Below are 15029 nucleotides of genomic sequence, written 5' to 3' on the forward strand. Positions count from 1 at the left end.
GCGCCGGCGGAGGGAACCATCGCCCGGCCAGGACGCTTAACAAGGCATGCCGTCGCCGCGTGCCGCCCCCCGCCTGATCCATGTCGACGACAGCCTGCCCGGCATCCGCCGCGAACGGGCCGCATCGGGCTGGCGCTATCGCGACGCCGCGGGCAAGGTGATCCGCGACCGCGCCGAGATCGAGCGCCTCAACGCGATCGCGCTGCCCCCCGCCTATGAGGATGCCTGGTTCTGCCCGGCCGCGAACGGGCATATCCTTGCGACCGGCTATGACGCGCGCGGGCGCAAGCAATATCGCTACCACCCCGATTTCCGGGCCGCGCGCGAGGCGGACAAATATGATCGCTGCGCCAGCTTCGGCCAGGCCCTGCCGCTGCTCCGCGCGCGGCTGGAAAGCGATTTGCGCCGCCGATCGCTGTGCGCGGATCGCGTCGTCGCGGCCGTCGTCCGCCTGCTCGACCTCGCCGCGCTGCGCGTCGGCAACGAACAATATGTCGCCGCAAACAAGAGCTTCGGCGCGACGACGCTGCGCCGGCGTCACGCGCGACTGGAGGGGCAGCGCCTCCGGCTCCGCTACCGCGCCAAGGGCGGCGCGCGGCGCGAGGTGACGATCAGCGACCGCAGCCTGGCGACCCTGGTGCGCCGGTTGCAGGACCTGCCCGGCCAGCATCTTTTCCAATATGAGGATGCGGATGGCCCGTGCGCGGTCGGGTCCGACGAGGTCAACGCCTATATCCGCGAGGCGATGGGCGCCGATTTCAGCGCCAAGCATTTCCGCACCTGGTGGGCGAGCGTCGAGGCGTTCGCCTGTCTGTACGACGCCGAAGAGCCACCCTCGCTCAAGGCGATGCTGACGCGCGTCTCCGACCGGCTCGGCAACACGCCCGCCGTTGCGCGGCGCGCCTATGTCCACCCGGCGATGATCGCCGCTGCGCAGGATCGCGGAGATTTTGCCGCGGTCGCGGGGCGCCTGCCGCGCGCGACCAAATATCTTTCGCGTTACGAACGCGGATTTTTGACCTATCTGGAGCGCGCGCCCGATGCCGGCGCGCTGCTCCGTTCCGCCTGACCGACCGACCAGACCAAGAGGACCGACGTGACTTTGCCTTTCCTTGCCACCGCGACCGCCAACCCCGCCGCGCAGATCCGCGCCTGGTGGACCAGCAGCGTCGCGTGGGTCGATACGCACTGGCTGCAGATCGGCATCGCGATCGGCGCCGGGCTCCTCATCTATTTTGCGCTGTCGCTGATCCGCGGTTTCGCGCTCAAGAAAGCGCAGTCGGCGCCGGGGCAATTCACGCTGACCGACATTGTCGGGCGGGTGATCCACAAGACCAAGTCGCTGGTGCTGGCGATCGTCTCGGTCCGACTGGTCGCGGCATCGGCCAATCCGCCGGTCGTCGTCCTGCATATCATCCAGTTGGTCTTCACCGTCGCGGTGGTGCTGCAAGTCGCGATCTGGGCGCGCGAGATCGTCCTCGGGCTGATCCAGCGCCGCGCCGCCGATGGGCATAACGAGACGCTGGTCAACGCGATGGGCATCATCCGCCTGCTCATCAGCATCGCGCTGTTCGCGGTCGCGGCGATCGTCATCCTCGACAATATGGGGGTCAATGTCACCGGCCTGATCGCCGGCCTGGGCATCGGCGGCATCGCGATCGGCCTTGCCGCGCAGGGCATTTTTTCCGACCTGTTCGCGTCGCTGTCGATCATCTTCGACCGGCCTTTCCGCGTCGGCGAAGCGATCAAATATGACAATAGCGTCGCGACCGTCGAGCGCATCGGGCTGAAAAGCACGCATCTGCGGTCGGTCAACGGCGAGCTGCTGGTCATTTCCAACACCAATTTGCTATCGAAGGAAATCACCAACTATGCCCATCTCGAACGCCGCCGCGTCCAGTTCGCGATCGGTGTAATCTATCAGACCACGCCCGCGATGCTGCGCGCGCTGCCCGACCTGCTGAAGGCGCAGGTCGAAGCCGAGGGGCATGAGTTCATCCGGTCGAGTTTCATCGGCTTCGGCGCCTCTAGCCTCGACTTCGAACTGGTCGCCGACATTCCGAGCGCAGACTATAACGAGGTCATCGCGGCTCGCACCGCGATCGGCATCCGCGTCTTCGAAGAGATGACCAACGCCGGCTACGACTTCGCCTATCCGACGCAGACGACCTTCACCGCGGCGCCCGACGGGACGATGATTCTCCCCTATGCCGAAAGCGTCACGATGAAGACGCCGAAGTCCGCACAGTCCTGACGCTACGGCGCCGTAGCGCAAAGCCCTAGGCTCTTGTGCTACCCCGCCCCGCGGGCCTAGAACGCGCCCCTCGACAGACATAGAGGGGATAAAGGATGAGCGCGATGACGCCGCAGGAAATGAAGGAACTGGTCGGCAAGCCGCTCGGCACGTCGGAATGGGTGCTGGTCGATCAGGAGATGATCAACAAGTTCGCCGACGCGACCGGCGATCATCAGTTCATCCATATCGACGAAGAAAAGGCTAAGCTGACGCCCTTCGGCGGCACCATCGCGCACGGCTTTCTGACCCTCTCTCTTTTCCCCATGTTGATGGCCAAATCCGACTGCCCGCGCCCCGCAGGCGTCAAGATGGGCGTCAACTATGGCGGCAACAAAGTGCGCTTCCTTGCCCCCGTGCGCTCGGGCAAGCGCGTGCGCGGCCATTTCAAGCTGCTCGAGCTCGACGAAAAGCGTCCGGGCCAGTGGCAGCAGACGCTGGAATTCACGGTTGAGATCGAGGGCGAAGAAAAGCCCGCGCTGATGGCCGAATGGATCAGCCAGTTCTTCGTCTGACATATAAACCGGCATTCCGGCCGAACCTCCCCCGAAAAGACAACCGGAACCAAGCAGAAGGAAGTTTATCATGCGTGACGCCGTCATCGTTTCCACCGCCCGCACCCCGCTGACCAAGGCGGCGCGCGGATCGTTCAACAACACGACCTCGCCGACGCTGGGCGCCTATTCGGTCGCCGCCGCGGTCGAACGCGCCGGGGTTGAAGGAGGCGAGATCGACGACGTCCTGTTCGGCGCCGCAATGCAGCAGGGATCGCAGACGATGAACGTCGCGCGCCTGATCGGCCTGCGCGCCGGCCTGCCCGTCACCGTCCCCGGCATGTCGATCGACCGCCAGTGCTCGTCGGGCCTGATGACGATTGCGACCGCCGCGAAGCAGATCATCGTCGACCGCCAGGACATTTGCGTCGCCGGCGGCGTCGAAAGCATCTCGAAAGTCAGCGGCAGCGGCAAGACCTTCTTCGAGGCCGACCAGGAACTGCTGGCGATGCACAAAGACATCTACATGCCGATGATCGGCACGGCAGAAGTCGTTGCAAAGCGTTACAATATCAGCCGTGAAGCGCAGGACGAATATTCGCTCCAGTCGCAGCAGCGCACCGCCGCGGCCCAGGCCGCTGGCAAGTTCGACGACGAAATCGTCCCCTGCAAGGCGACGATGGCGGTGGTGAACAAGGAAACGAAGGAAGTCACCTTCAAGGATGTCGTCGCCGACAAGGACGAGTGCAACCGTCCCGACACCACGCTCGAAGGTCTGCAGAGCCTGAAGCCGGTGATGGGCGAAGGCCACACGATCACGGCAGGCAACGCCAGCCAGCTTTCGGATGGCTCGTCGGCCTGCGTCGTCATGGAGGCCAAGGTCGCCGAAAAGCGCGGGCTTCAACCGCTGGGCCGCTATGTCGGCATGGCCGTTGCCGGCACCGAGCCCGACGAAATGGGCATCGGCCCCGTTTTCGCCATCCCGAAGCTGCTCGAACGCTTCGAGCTCAAGATGGACGACATCGGCCTTTGGGAACTCAACGAAGCCTTTGCCGTGCAGGTGCTCTACTGCCGCGACAAGCTCGGCATTCCGAACGACCTGCTCAACGTCAACGGCGGTTCGATCTCGATCGGCCACCCCTTCGGCATGACCGGCGCGCGCTGCGTCGGCCACGCGCTGCTCGAAGGCAAGCGCCGCGGCGTCAAATATGCCGTCGTCACCATGTGCATCGGTGGCGGCCAGGGCGCAGCAGGCCTGTTCGAGGTCTTCTGATTTGCGGCTGAAAGCTCCGCGTGTCGAGCCGGTCGATCTCGACCGGCTCGATGCCGACCAGCGCGCGGCGCTTGAACCCTTTCTTGCCTCCGATGGCGGCAAGGTGGGCGGCGGCAGAATCCTCAATATCTTCCGCACGCTGGCGCAGGCGCCCAAGGCGCTGACCGCTTTCCTCGGCTGGGGCAATTATATCCTGTCGAAGCGCAATGCGCTTACCCCGCGGGATCGCGAGTTCGTCATCCTGCGCACCGGTTATAATTGCCGGTCGGGCTATGAATGGACGCAGCATAAGCGCATCGGACTCGACTGCGGCCTGACCGAAGACGAGATCGAGCGGATCAAGGCCGGACCCGACGCTGCGGTCTGGAGCGATATCGACCGCGCGATGCTGCGCGCGACCGACGAGTTGACCGCGAACCATTTCGTTGCCGACGCGACCTGGGCGGCGCTGGCGCCGCTCGGCGACAAGGGACGCATGGATCTGGTGATGACCGTCGGTCAGTACACACAGGTTTCGATGATGCTTAACAGCTTCGGCATCCAGGTCGAGGCGGGCTGGGAGGTCGATCCCGACCTGCACGCCTAACCATTTGAGCCTGACTATTTTCTGGGGAGAGACGATATGAGCGGAATCGGCATTATCGCCACGCTGCGCGTGCAGCCGGGCAAGGAAGCGGAATTCGAAGGCGTGTTTGCGGAGCTGGCCCCCGCGGTGCGCGCGAACGAGAAGGGTAACAGCTTCTACAAGCTCTTCCGTACCGCGGAAGCCGGCGTTTACAAGGTGCTCGAATGCTATGACGACGAGGCCGCGGTCGCCGCGCACCGCGCGTCGGACCATTTCCGCACCCTCGGCGCGAAACTCGGCCCCTGCCTCGCCGGAGCACCTGAAATCGAAAGCCTGCCGGGGGTCTGATCGCTCAGGGTCAGAGCGTCAGCCATCGTTCGCAATCGTCCCTGACCCGCGCATCGGCGTCGCGCCGGCCGAGCTCGAGCGCCGCCGTTCGCCCCCTTATCGTCTGCGACAGCAGCGAGCGCGGCGATGGCGCTGGCGCGCGCCCGCGGAACCGGATGGCTGACCGCCATATGGTCGGCGATGTCGCGGGCATTGTCGGTCAGGCGGATTGCGCAGCGGAGCAACGCTTTGGGGGGCGTCAGCGTCGGCCGGCTGGCGATCGTGCCCCACCGCGCGGCGTCGCGCCGGCGGCGGCGCGAACTTCGGGGCGCGGATCGGCGTCGGCCATCGCAGCGGCGTGCAGGGTGGCCGGTTCGAGCGCGACATGGCGTGCGATCCGGGCCGACGCAGAGACAGTACACCGCGTCAGCGCGCGGACAGTTGCAGCCGACCGTCGCGATGGTCACGGCGATGTCAAAGACCGACCCGTCGGCCGTCGATCCGTACAGGCCCGCCGCGGTGTCGAGCAGCGGGAGCGCGTCGATGGCAATGGGCGGAAATTCCATAACCTCTCCTGGCTGAAACGGCGGCGACGATGCCGCCGGCGACAGGGCTAGGAAGGCGACTGAGCGAAGCCCAATTAGCTTCGCGTAATCGCCGATGCGAGCCAGAGCGACAGGCCGGGGGGCGGATCGGCGGGCGGCGTTTCGGTGCAGTGTCGCACCGCATCGGCTCGCGCGCGGGCCAGGATCGCGGGCGGAGTCGCAGCGGGGTGGAAGATATGATCGGCCTCGCCCAGCAGGCGCGCCGCGCGCAGCGTCAGATCGTCGGGATCGTCGCTGGCGAGCGCGATCATTTCAAGGCGCGCGGGCGCCGCCAGATGATCGGCGGCGAGCCAGGCAGCGACAGCGCCTTGGTCCGGCCCGGCAACCGGATCTAGCGCGCCGCCGGGCGCAAGCGCGGCATCGATGGCGCGGCGGCGGTCGGCGGCATCGGGCCAGCGCGCTTTCATCGCACCGCGCGCCGCGAACAGGGCGGCGGCGAGATTGCCGAGGGTGGCGGGCAGCAACGCCTCAATCCGCTGGCGCACCGCCTTGGCAAGCCCGGCGGACGCGCCGCCGGTGCCGACCGCGATCGTCACCGGCGCGCGATCAACGATCGCGGGGGTGGTGAAATCGCAAAGATCGGGCCGGTCGACGACATTGACGAGGAGGCCGCGCGCGCGCAGCTCCGCCGCCGCTTCTTCAGCTCCCTCGTCCAGCGCAACAAAGGCGATCGCCGCGCCGTCTTCCCACTGCGGCACGATCCGCCCGCCGGCGCGCGCAATCAGCCGCGCCTTCGCATCCGCAGCCTCCCCCTCCCCGACCAGCACGACCGTGCGGCCTGCAAGGTTCAGGAAGAGAGGAAACTGGCGCATCAGTCGATCCAGTCGGGGACGCGTTCGGCCGCCATGATCGTACCGGCGGCGATGCGATCGGCGACGACGATATAGCGGTCGCCGTCGACGAGCACTTCGGGAACCAGGCTGCGGCTGTTGTAGGTCGATGCCATCGTCGCGCCATAGGCGCCCGCGGTACGGAAAACGGCGAGATCGCCCGCCGCAACCTTGTCGATCACGCGGTCGCGCGCGAAGGTGTCGCCGGTTTCGCACACCGGGCCGACGATCGAGGCGGTCATCGTCTCGCCGCTCGGACGCACTGCCTGGAAATCGTGCCACGCATCGTAGAGCGCCGGACGTGCCAGATCGTTCATGGCTGCGTCGACGATGACGAAATCGCTCTGCGCTCCCGGCTTGACCCACAGCACTTCGGTGAGCAGCACGCCCGCGTTGCCGGCGATGACGCGCCCGGGTTCGAACATCAAGGTGACGTCCCAGTCGCGGGTGACGCGCGCGACCATCGCGCCATAATCGGCGGGGCTCGGCGGGTTGTCGCCCTCCTTGTAAGGAACCCCGAGCCCGCCGCCGAGATCGACATGGGTGATGTCGTGTCCCGCCGCTCGCAGATCGGCGATCAGCCGCCCGACGCGGACGAACGCCGCCTCGAGCGGGTCGAGGCTGGTGAGCTGACTGCCGATATGGAGTGCAATGCCGCGCAGCTTGAGGCCAGGTAGCCGCGCAAGGCGGTCGAATATTTCGGGCGCGACGTCGATGCCGACGCCGAACTTGTTTTCGGCCTTGCCGGTCGAGATCTTGGCGTGGGTGCCCGCATCGACGTCGGGATTGACGCGCAGCACTGCCTGCGCGGTCATTTCCTTTCGTGCGGCGATCTCTGCGAGCGCGACACCTTCGGGTTCATGTTCGATGTTGAACTGGCCGATGCCGCGGTCGAGACCGAGCGCCAGTTCGGCCCGCGTCTTTCCGACGCCCGAAAAGACGATATCTTCGGGCGCTATCCCCGACGCGATCGCGCGTTCGAGCTCGCCGCCCGACACGACGTCGGCGCCATAGCCCTGCCGCGCGAGGACACGCAGCACGCCGAGGTTGGGGTTGCACTTGATCGCAAAGGCAATGTGCTTGCGCGGAATGTCGGCAAGCGCGTCGCGAAACACCTGCGCATGGCGTTCAAGCGTCGCGCGCGAATAGACATAGACGGGGGTGCCGATTTCCTCGGCAATGCGCGGCAAGGCGATGTCTTCGGCGTAGAGAACGCCGTCACGATAAGCAAAATGATCCATGGAAAAGGTCCTGAACTCAGCCCGGAGGCGGCAAGTCGAAATCGTCGGGTTCGCGCTTTTCGGATCGTTTAAGAAGGTCGTCGCTGCGCGCGGGCCGGGCCTGCGCGTCAGGCGTCGTGAGCTCCTCCGTGGTCGGCTGGCGCTGTGCCCCGATGGGTAGCGCGGGCGGGGCCGAACCCGCCACCGGCTTCAGATCTTCCTTCTTGCCGCACGCGCCAAGCGCCACGAGCGCAGCGCCCGAGGCGGCCAGCAAAATCGTCGTGCGGATCTTTGCCATCACCTAAATCTCCAGCGCCGCGCGCGCCGCGGCAACAGCCTGCCTTACCCGTTCGGGCGCGGTGCCGCCATAGCTCATGCGGCTGGCGACCGACGCCTCGACGGTCAGCGCCGCGAGCGCGGCGGGCGTGACCGCGGCATGGATCGCCGCCGCTTCGTCCGCCGGAAGCGCCGACAGTTCAACGCCGAGCTCTTCTGATCGTTTCACGCAGGCACCGACGATATGGTGCGCGTCGCGGAACGGCACCCCCGCCTCGCGCACCAGCCAGTCGGCCAGATCGGTCGCGGTCGAAAAGCCCGATGCGGCGAGCGCGCGCATCCGGTCGGTGCGAAAGGCCAGCGCGTCGACCATGCCGGTCATCGCGGCGAGCGAAAGCGCTAGCGCGTCGAAGGCACCGAAGACCGTTTCCTTATCGTCCTGCAAATCCTTCGAATAGGTGAGCGGCAGCCCTTTCACGATCACCGAAAGCCGCTGGAACGCACCGAGCAGCAGGCCTGCGCGGCCGCGCACCAGTTCGGCGGCATCGGGATTGCGCTTTTGCGGCATGATCGAGCTGCCGGTCGACCAGGCGTCGGGCAGACTGACGAAACCGAAGGGCTGGCTGGCCCAGATCACGATCTCTTCGGCGAGGCGCGAGAGGTGAATCGCGGCAATCGAGGCGGCGGCACAAAATTCGAGCGCGAAATCGCGGTCCGATACGGCATCGATACTGTTCGCCATCGGCCGGTCGAAACCGAGCGCCGCCGCGGTCGCCGGACGGTCGAGCGGGAAGCTGGTGCCCGCAAGCGCCGCGGCGCCGAGCGGCGATTCGTTGAGCCGCGCGCGCGCATCGCGGAAACGGCCGCGATCGCGGCCGAACATTTCGACATAGGCGAGCAGATGGTGGCCGAGCGTCACCGGCTGTGCGACCTGCAAATGGGTGAAGCCGGGCATGATGCTGTCCGCATGTTCATCGGCGCGCGCGAGCAGGGCGCCCTGAAGCGCCTTCAGGCCGGAATCGATACGGTCGCAAGCGGTGCGCACCCAGAGCCGAAAATCGGTCGCGACCTGATCGTTGCGCGAGCGCGCAGTGTGGAGCCGCCCGGCGGCTTCGCCGACCAGTTCCTTGAGGCGCGATTCGACCGTCATGTGAATATCTTCGAGCGCAAGATCGACCGGCACACCGTTCGCGGCGAACTCGTCGGCGATCTGCGCCAGCCCGCGATCGATGGTCGCCGCGTCGGCGGCGGCAATGATCCCCTGCGCGCCGAGCATCGCGGCATGCGCGCGGCTGGCGGCGACATCCTCTTCCCAAAGACGTTTGTCGACGGGGATCGAGGCGTTTATCTCTTGCATGATCGCCGCAGGTCCGCCACCGAAGCGGCCGCCCCACATGCTGTTGCTATCGGGAGTATTCGCCATCCGCCGCGTTCCAAATCTTCGTCTTGCCGTGCTGGCCCTGCTGATCGCCGGTTCCTTCGCGGGGTGCGATAGGCAAAAGGAGGCCTCGGAGCAAGCAGGCGCGGGGCAAGCAAAAATTTCGCCCGGCGAAGCGGCGCATGGCCGCGACCCCGCCACCTTTCAGCATGTCGTCGAGCGCGGCAACGCCGGCAAGGCCGGACCGGCCGCCGTCTTTCGCGGCCCCGACGACGCACCGGTGACCGTCGCGTCGTTTCGCGGCAAGCCGCTGCTGGTCAATCTGTGGGCGACCTGGTGTGCGCCCTGCGTCGCCGAAATGCCGACGCTCGATGCGCTTGCCGCGCAAAAGGCAGGCAAGCTGACGGTCGTCGCGGTGGCGCAGGATCTGCAAGGCGCTTCGGTCGTCGATCCCTGGTTCCAGAAGGCGGGGCTGAAGGCGCTGCAACCCTATCTCGATCCGCAGAACACTTTGTTGGACGCAGCGAATACCGCGCTGCCGACGAGCATCCTCTACGATGCGAACGGGCGCGAACTGTGGCGCGTGGTGGGCGCCATCGACTGGCAGGGCGAGGAAGCGAAGGCGCTGCTGGCGGAAGGCGGAGTGTAGAATGAAGACGGCGGACGCATAGCGCCCGCCGCCTTTTGAAACTCATTTCGACGATCAGCCTTCGATCGAGACGCGCCCCACAGGGTAGCCCTTCTTGCGCATCACCTTGGTATAATCCTTGTCGGCGTCGACGACTTCGGTCGCCCACTCGTCCCATGCATCCCAGCGATCCTCGCGATCGGTTGCGCGGCCCAAGTCACTCTTGAGCTCCTTTTCAGCCTCCAGAATATCGGTGCGATAATTGTACCAATATTTATTATAGACACCCGCAATCGGCACGCTGCGAACCGGTGGGCGATCGAAACCCGGCGGAATCGACCCATAGGGAACCGTCGCCATTGCAGCACCGGCGGGAAGAGCCATAAGCGCCGCCAAAGTCGTCCTTTTTTTCATCGTTCGTCTCCTTGGTGGACCCTGCTGGTCAGGAGAAAGAACGAAAGAGAACCGGCTTTTCTTCACGGACCGACGAGGATTCGACACGCCTTACGGCGGAACCGTCCACGGCCGTCCCCGCAGGCAAGGCGGCGCTTTCATCCGACGCCGAAGCTGACGGCGGCATCGACGATTGCCCCTACCCCGGATGCGCCTCGTCACCGACGCTCGATTTGAGCAGCCCGCGGAACACATCCTGCGCGGTCCGTTTGCCCTGCGTCACGTCGAAGACGTCGCGCGCGATCGGCATCGCGATGCCGTGACGGTCGGCGAGCGCCATCACCGTGGGGGCGCTTTTGACGCCTTCGGCGACCATGTGCATGTCGGCGATGATCGCGTCGATATGGCGCCCCTTGCCGAGTTCGACCCCGACGTGGCGGTTGCGCGACAGCGGGCTGGTGCAGGTCGCGATCAGGTCGCCCATGCCCGTCAGACCGGCGAAGGTTTCCGGGCGCCCGCCCATCGCGACGCCGAGCCGGGTGATTTCGGCCAGCCCGCGCGTCATCAGCCCGGCGCGCGTATTGTCGCCCGCGCCGAGCCCGTCGCCCATGCCGACCGCAATCGCGATGATATTCTTGAGCACCCCGCCGAGTTCGCAACCGAGCAGATCGGTGTTGGTATAGACGCGGAACAGCCCCGAATGGAAAAGCGGGTGCAGTGCGCGCACGACGATTTCATCCTCCATCGACAGCACGCTCGCCGCCGCCTGGCCGCTCATGATCTCACGCGCGAGATTGGGGCCGGTGAGCACGCCGACGGGGTGGCCGGGCAGCACCTCCTCGATCACCTCGGTCATCCGCTTGCCCGTCGCGAGTTCGAGCCCCTTGGTCAGGCTGATCACCGGCACCCAGGGACGCAGATGATCGCGCGCCTCCTCGAGCACCGCGCGAAAGCTGTGCGACGGCACGCCCATGACGAGGACGTCGGCGCCCGCCACAGCTTCGCCGAGATCGGCCGTCGCGCGCAGCGCCGCGGGCAGGCGGATGCCGGGCAGATATTTGCGGTTTTCCTGATCGCGGTTGATGCCATCGACCATTTCGGCGTCGCGCGCCCACAAGGTGATCGGCGCGTTGCGCGATACCGTCGCGGCGACCGTCGTCCCCCAGCTCCCCCCGCCGAGCAGGCCCACTTTCAGGCGCATAGCCCCTCCTTCTCCCTGCCCGTCATTGCGAGCGAAGCGACGCAATCCAGTGCTGGCTCGAGCCAGTCTGGATTGCTTCACCCGGCTTTGCCGGGTTCGCAATGACGCATGGTTTGACCAGCGGATCAAGTCCGACGTAATCGGCGGCTAATCGAGCGGCCCGAGAAAATCCTTCATCAGCGCGGCGGTGGCCTTCGGATCCTCGACCATCGGGACATGGCCGACATGATCGAGGACATGCGCGCGGCTGTTTGCGATACCCGCTTCGAGCACGGGGACGCAGCTGATGTCGATCAGCCGGTCGTGGCGGCCCCAGATGATCAGCGTCGGCACCGTCACCTCGCCGAGCCGGTCGTTGAGCGGGCGGTCGCGCATCTCGGTCGCAATGACCCAGAAGGCGGTGTCGAGCTGATCGCGATATTTGAGCGCGTCGGCATAGAGCACCGGCTTCAATCGCGACGGCACGAAGGGCGGTTTGTGGACGACCATCGCGACGAGGCGGTCGGCATCCTCGATACCGGCCAGGACGAGCGGGTTATAATCCTCGTTCGCCGCCTGTTTCTGAAGGTCGCTCTCGTTCGCGCCCGCCACCCCGGCATTGTCGATCAGGATCAGGCTGGCGAGCGCATCGGGAAAGTCGAGCGCGTAGCGCAGCGCGATCCAGCCGCCCATGCTATTGCCCGCGATATGCGGCTGCCGCAGTCCGAGCGCATCGACGAATGCCTTCAGCCGCGCGGTCTGCGCTTCGATGTCATACGCAAGATCGGGGTTGCGTTCATTCTCGCCAAAACCGGGGAGATCGGGTGCGACGACGTAATAGTCGCGCGTCAGAAAGGGCGCGAGAAAGGACCAATTATCCTTGTCGCCCGAAAAGCCATGGACGAGCAGCAGCGTAGGCTTGGCGGGATCGCCGCCCTCCAGATAGGGCCAGGCGCGGCCGTCGACGGTAACGCTTTTCTGCACCGTGCCGCCGCGCCGGCGGAGCAGCGCGCGACCGATCGCGACCAGGCGGCCGGGGAATACGAAATAGAAGATCGCCAGAGCGATCAGCGGAGCAAAAAGCAGAATGAGGAGGAGCTTCATGACGTGCGGAATTTCCCTGTCGATCCGTTGGCTTCAGGCTGACACATGCGCATCGAACCAGCCGATCAGATCGTCCAGCACCGCATCGCGTTCGGGCTCGTTATAGATTTCGTGGAACAGGCCGGGATAGATTTCGAGCCGCTTGTCGGTCGATGCGACATGGTCGAACAGATAGTGCGAGCCCGCCACCGAGGCGAGGCTGTCATGGTCGCCATGCTGGAGCAGGATCGGCAGCGTGATTTTCGGTGCGCATGCCTGCGCAACCGCCATCGCGTCCATGAATTCCTTGCCGAGCCGCGCGCCGATCTTTCCCGTATAGACAAGCGGATCGGCAAGATAGGCGGTGACCACCGCCGGATCGCGGCTGACCCCGTTGGGATCGAGCGCCAATACGCCGAGGCGCGGAAAAAAGCGTGACAGAAAGCGGCTGATCCAGACGGTGAAGCGCGAAGGCGGCGTACCGGGGACAATCGCCGGGCCGGACAGTGCGGCGGCGACAAAGGCGTCCTGCCGATCGATCAGGAACAGCGTCGCGATCAGGCCGCCCATGCTGTGTCCGAGCAGCAGGCGCGGCGCGCCCGGATGGTTGACCTCGACGAGCGTGAGCAATTCGGCCATGCCGTCGGTGAAAGCCGAGAAGCGCGGCACATAGCCCCCCTCGCCATCCGACTTGCCATGGCCCCAATGGTCGACCGCATAGACGGCATAGCCGGCGTCGGTCAGCCGTTTTGCCACATGGGCGTAACGCCCGGCGTGCTCGGCATAGCCGTGCGCGAGGAGCACCACGGCCTTGGGCGCCGCAGCAGGAAGCCAATGGGTGACGTGCAGCGTCGCGCCCGCGCCCGCCGATCCCGGCGGCAGCATCACGCCCGCCATGCTCACCGGACCGGCTTTTTCAGCGCCGCGCTGCGGTGGCCGGGGCCGTCGTCGCCGCCCTTGTCGATGCGCGCCAGGATGGCGTCGAGCGCGCGGCTTATCGCGGTCTGGGTGCGCACCATCTCGATCTTCGGCCAGGCGGTGCGCATGCCGGTGTCGATCAGCTCGTCGATGTCCTCCTGCGACAGATCGGACAATATCTTTGTGGGCGACCAGAATTTGGGCGGCCGGATGATGTTGATGTCGCCGGTATATTCCTGATTGATCAGCGAGCGCGCCATATTGGCGAGGCTGTTGAGCGGCGGCACCAGTTCGAGGGGCTTCTGGAATATCACCATATTGGCGTTGAGCCATGCCTTGAAGGTCGCCATCGAGGCATGCTGAATGGCCTCTATCGGCGCCATCTGCTTGCGCGTGTCGGTCGCGAAAGGCAGCGCGAGCGGGTTCGCCTGGCTGACGATATGATGGTTGACGCCGTAGAGGCGTTCGAGCCGCTTGGTCGGGATGTCGTGCGTCACCGACCCGTCGACCCAGCGCCGGTCGGGCTGATAGGGCACGCGCTTGCCCGCTTCGTCGCGCGCCATCAGCATCACCGGCGGAAAGACGCCCGGCACCGCGCACGAGGCGAGCACCGCTTCGCGGATCAGCACATTGGGCGCGGTGATCGCGTTGAGCAGGCGGCCGTTCTGATATTTTTCGGCGGGCGCGACTGACACGTTGAGATGTCGGCCGCTGACCTCATAGGCTTCCTGAAAGGTCAGGTCGGGGATGAGCTCGGCGAGGCGCGCGGCGACCTCGTCAGGGGCGAGGCGGCGCACTTCGGGATCGCGGTCGGCGCTGGCAAGCTTGTCGCTGGCCAGGAAGGCGCCGACCTCGGCATCCTTGCGCGTGCAGACGACCGCGGCGACGATCGAACCGCCGCTCGATCCCGCGAGGATCGTCGGCAGCACGCCCTCCTCCCACAGCGCTTTCACGACGCCGACATGGAAATAGAGAAAGCTGCCCGACCCCGACAGCAGCAGCGCCGAGCGGCCGTAGCAATGCTGGGCGCGGCGGAAGAAATCGCGCTTTTCGTCGCGCGGGATGCTGCGCGCCGCGGCGATCTTGCCCAGCGCGGAGACGACCTCTGCCACATAATCCTCGATCAGCCTTTTGGTGCCGAAGCGCGCCTTTTGATACAAGCGTTCGTGGCCCATGCCGTCGATATTGCCGTGAATGCCTTCGTTGAGGACGAAGAGCAGCCCCTTCACATCGCCCGCCGCCGACAGCTTGCGCAGCCGTTCGAGGCGGGCGCGGATCGCGCGATAGTCGAAATGCTTGCTTTCGTCGGCGTCGCGCCACGCCTGCATCCCCGATTTGCCGTCGGCGGCAATCGCCGCTCTGATCCAGGCGGCATAGTCGGGCGCCTTCGCCAGATCGGCGTCCACGCTGAGCGTCGGGGAAAAGATCATTCGGTGGTCCTGCACTATTTCTATTTTCAGTGATTCTTGCGGGTTACGTTGCCTTTGGCAACTGTTTTGACGCCAGCTTCCACACCTTCGTCATCCCGGACTTGATCCGGGATCCATTGACCCGGCGCCGCGCGAA

General features: G+C 65.8%; 15 protein-coding genes and 1 pseudogene. 7 read left to right on the forward strand and 9 right to left on the reverse strand.

Annotated elements, in window-relative coordinates:
- The first annotated feature begins 46 nt into the window (after positions 1-46).
- From MU856_RS13075 to MU856_RS13100, 6 genes are all read left to right on the forward strand, one after another.
- Positions 47-1069, forward strand: a complete 1023-nt coding sequence (locus MU856_RS13075) for a DNA topoisomerase IB (RefSeq protein WP_062900756.1) — start codon at positions 47-49, stop codon at positions 1067-1069.
- Positions 1070-1102: 33 nt separating this feature from the next.
- A complete protein-coding gene (locus tag MU856_RS13080; RefSeq protein ID WP_062900757.1) occupies positions 1103-2254 on the forward strand; it encodes a mechanosensitive ion channel family protein in 1152 nt (383 codons plus the stop codon).
- A 95-nt stretch (positions 2255-2349) separates the two neighbouring features.
- Positions 2350-2808 carry a MaoC family dehydratase gene (locus tag MU856_RS13085; RefSeq protein WP_082813397.1) on the forward strand — a complete coding sequence of 153 codons (459 nt, stop codon included), beginning with the start codon at positions 2350-2352 and terminating at the stop codon, positions 2806-2808.
- A 70-nt stretch (positions 2809-2878) separates the two neighbouring features.
- Complete coding sequence (locus MU856_RS13090) at positions 2879-4060, forward strand: acetyl-CoA C-acyltransferase (RefSeq protein WP_003038814.1); 1182 nt, start codon at positions 2879-2881, stop codon at positions 4058-4060.
- A gap of 1 nt (position 4061) precedes the next feature.
- The gene (locus tag MU856_RS13095) at positions 4062-4646 is read left to right on the forward strand and encodes a carboxymuconolactone decarboxylase family protein (protein ID WP_263587721.1); all 585 of its coding nucleotides are present in this window, start codon (positions 4062-4064) and stop codon (positions 4644-4646) included.
- A gap of 36 nt (positions 4647-4682) precedes the next feature.
- On the forward strand, positions 4683-4973 hold the full coding sequence (locus tag MU856_RS13100) for a putative quinol monooxygenase (RefSeq protein WP_062900759.1): 291 nt from the start codon (positions 4683-4685) through the stop codon (positions 4971-4973).
- 619 nt (positions 4974-5592) lie between these two features.
- On the opposite strand, the gene MU856_RS13105 is transcribed toward MU856_RS13100, so the two are convergent.
- The 4 genes from MU856_RS13105 to argH are packed head-to-tail and all read right to left on the reverse strand — an operon-like array spanning position 5593 to position 9306.
- Positions 5593-6369, reverse strand: coding sequence for a bifunctional precorrin-2 dehydrogenase/sirohydrochlorin ferrochelatase (locus MU856_RS13105; protein ID WP_062900761.1), 777 nt, complete (start codon positions 6367-6369; stop codon positions 5593-5595).
- Entirely contained in the window at positions 6369-7628 is a 1260-nt protein-coding gene (gene lysA, locus MU856_RS13110) for a diaminopimelate decarboxylase (protein ID WP_263587722.1), read from the reverse strand. The genes MU856_RS13105 and lysA overlap by 1 nt, the downstream gene beginning before the upstream one ends.
- A 16-nt stretch (positions 7629-7644) precedes the next feature.
- Complete coding sequence (locus MU856_RS13115; protein WP_062900763.1) at positions 7645-7905, reverse strand: hypothetical protein; 261 nt, start codon at positions 7903-7905, stop codon at positions 7645-7647.
- A 3-nt stretch (positions 7906-7908) separates the two neighbouring features.
- Positions 7909-9306: an argininosuccinate lyase gene (argH, locus tag MU856_RS13120; protein WP_234178532.1), complete on the reverse strand. Its 1398-nt coding sequence runs from the start codon at positions 9304-9306 to the stop codon at positions 7909-7911.
- Here argH and MU856_RS13125 point away from each other — a divergent pair.
- A pseudogene (locus MU856_RS13125) lies at positions 9278-9808 on the forward strand (TlpA family protein disulfide reductase); the annotation flags it as partial. The gene argH and the pseudogene MU856_RS13125 overlap by 29 nt on opposite strands.
- 156 nt (positions 9809-9964) lie before the next feature.
- Here the strand turns inward: MU856_RS13125 and MU856_RS13130 are convergent.
- From MU856_RS13130 to MU856_RS13150, 5 genes are all read right to left on the reverse strand, one after another.
- Positions 9965-10303, reverse strand: coding sequence for a hypothetical protein (locus MU856_RS13130; protein ID WP_082819802.1), 339 nt, complete (start codon positions 10301-10303; stop codon positions 9965-9967).
- Positions 10304-10481: 178 nt separating this feature from the next.
- Positions 10482-11483, reverse strand: a complete 1002-nt coding sequence (locus MU856_RS13135; protein WP_062900767.1) for an NAD(P)H-dependent glycerol-3-phosphate dehydrogenase — start codon at positions 11481-11483, stop codon at positions 10482-10484.
- 147 nt (positions 11484-11630) lie between these two features.
- Complete coding sequence (locus tag MU856_RS13140; protein ID WP_062900768.1) at positions 11631-12566, reverse strand: alpha/beta fold hydrolase; 936 nt, start codon at positions 12564-12566, stop codon at positions 11631-11633.
- 33 nt (positions 12567-12599) lie between these two features.
- Positions 12600-13442, reverse strand: coding sequence for an alpha/beta hydrolase (locus MU856_RS13145; protein WP_062900769.1), 843 nt, complete (start codon positions 13440-13442; stop codon positions 12600-12602).
- A 2-nt stretch (positions 13443-13444) separates the two neighbouring features.
- Entirely contained in the window at positions 13445-14893 is a 1449-nt protein-coding gene (locus MU856_RS13150) for a DUF3336 domain-containing protein (RefSeq protein WP_062900770.1), read from the reverse strand.
- Between the last annotated feature and the right edge of the window lie 136 nt (positions 14894-15029).

The organism is Sphingopyxis sp. GC21, from assembly GCF_025727575.1.
Taxonomy (GTDB): Bacteria; Pseudomonadota; Alphaproteobacteria; order Sphingomonadales; family Sphingomonadaceae; genus Sphingopyxis; species Sphingopyxis terrae_A.

Bases quoted from the DNA above. Each gene is read 5' to 3' on its own strand.
- MU856_RS13100 (WP_062900759.1), top strand. From the start codon at position 4,683: ATGAGCGGAATCGGCATTATCGCCACGCTGCGCGTGCAGCCGGGCAAG.
- argH (WP_234178532.1), bottom strand. From the start codon at position 9,306: ATGGCGAATACTCCCGATAGCAACAGCATGTGGGGCGGCCGCTTCGGT.
- MU856_RS13135 (WP_062900767.1), bottom strand. From the start codon at position 11,483: ATGCGCCTGAAAGTGGGCCTGCTCGGCGGGGGGAGCTGGGGGACGACG.
- MU856_RS13145 (WP_062900769.1), bottom strand. From the start codon at position 13,442: ATGGCGGGCGTGATGCTGCCGCCGGGATCGGCGGGCGCGGGCGCGACG.
- MU856_RS13130 (WP_082819802.1), bottom strand. From the start codon at position 10,303: ATGAAAAAAAGGACGACTTTGGCGGCGCTTATGGCTCTTCCCGCCGGT.
- MU856_RS13150 (WP_062900770.1), bottom strand. From the start codon at position 14,893: ATGATCTTTTCCCCGACGCTCAGCGTGGACGCCGATCTGGCGAAGGCG.
- MU856_RS13140 (WP_062900768.1), bottom strand. From the start codon at position 12,566: ATGAAGCTCCTCCTCATTCTGCTTTTTGCTCCGCTGATCGCTCTGGCG.
- MU856_RS13115 (WP_062900763.1), bottom strand. From the start codon at position 7,905: ATGGCAAAGATCCGCACGACGATTTTGCTGGCCGCCTCGGGCGCTGCG.
- MU856_RS13105 (WP_062900761.1), bottom strand. From the start codon at position 6,369: ATGCGCCAGTTTCCTCTCTTCCTGAACCTTGCAGGCCGCACGGTCGTG.
- lysA (WP_263587722.1), bottom strand. From the start codon at position 7,628: ATGGATCATTTTGCTTATCGTGACGGCGTTCTCTACGCCGAAGACATC.
- MU856_RS13075 (WP_062900756.1), top strand. From the start codon at position 47: ATGCCGTCGCCGCGTGCCGCCCCCCGCCTGATCCATGTCGACGACAGC.
- MU856_RS13085 (WP_082813397.1), top strand. From the start codon at position 2,350: ATGAGCGCGATGACGCCGCAGGAAATGAAGGAACTGGTCGGCAAGCCG.
- MU856_RS13090 (WP_003038814.1), top strand. From the start codon at position 2,879: ATGCGTGACGCCGTCATCGTTTCCACCGCCCGCACCCCGCTGACCAAG.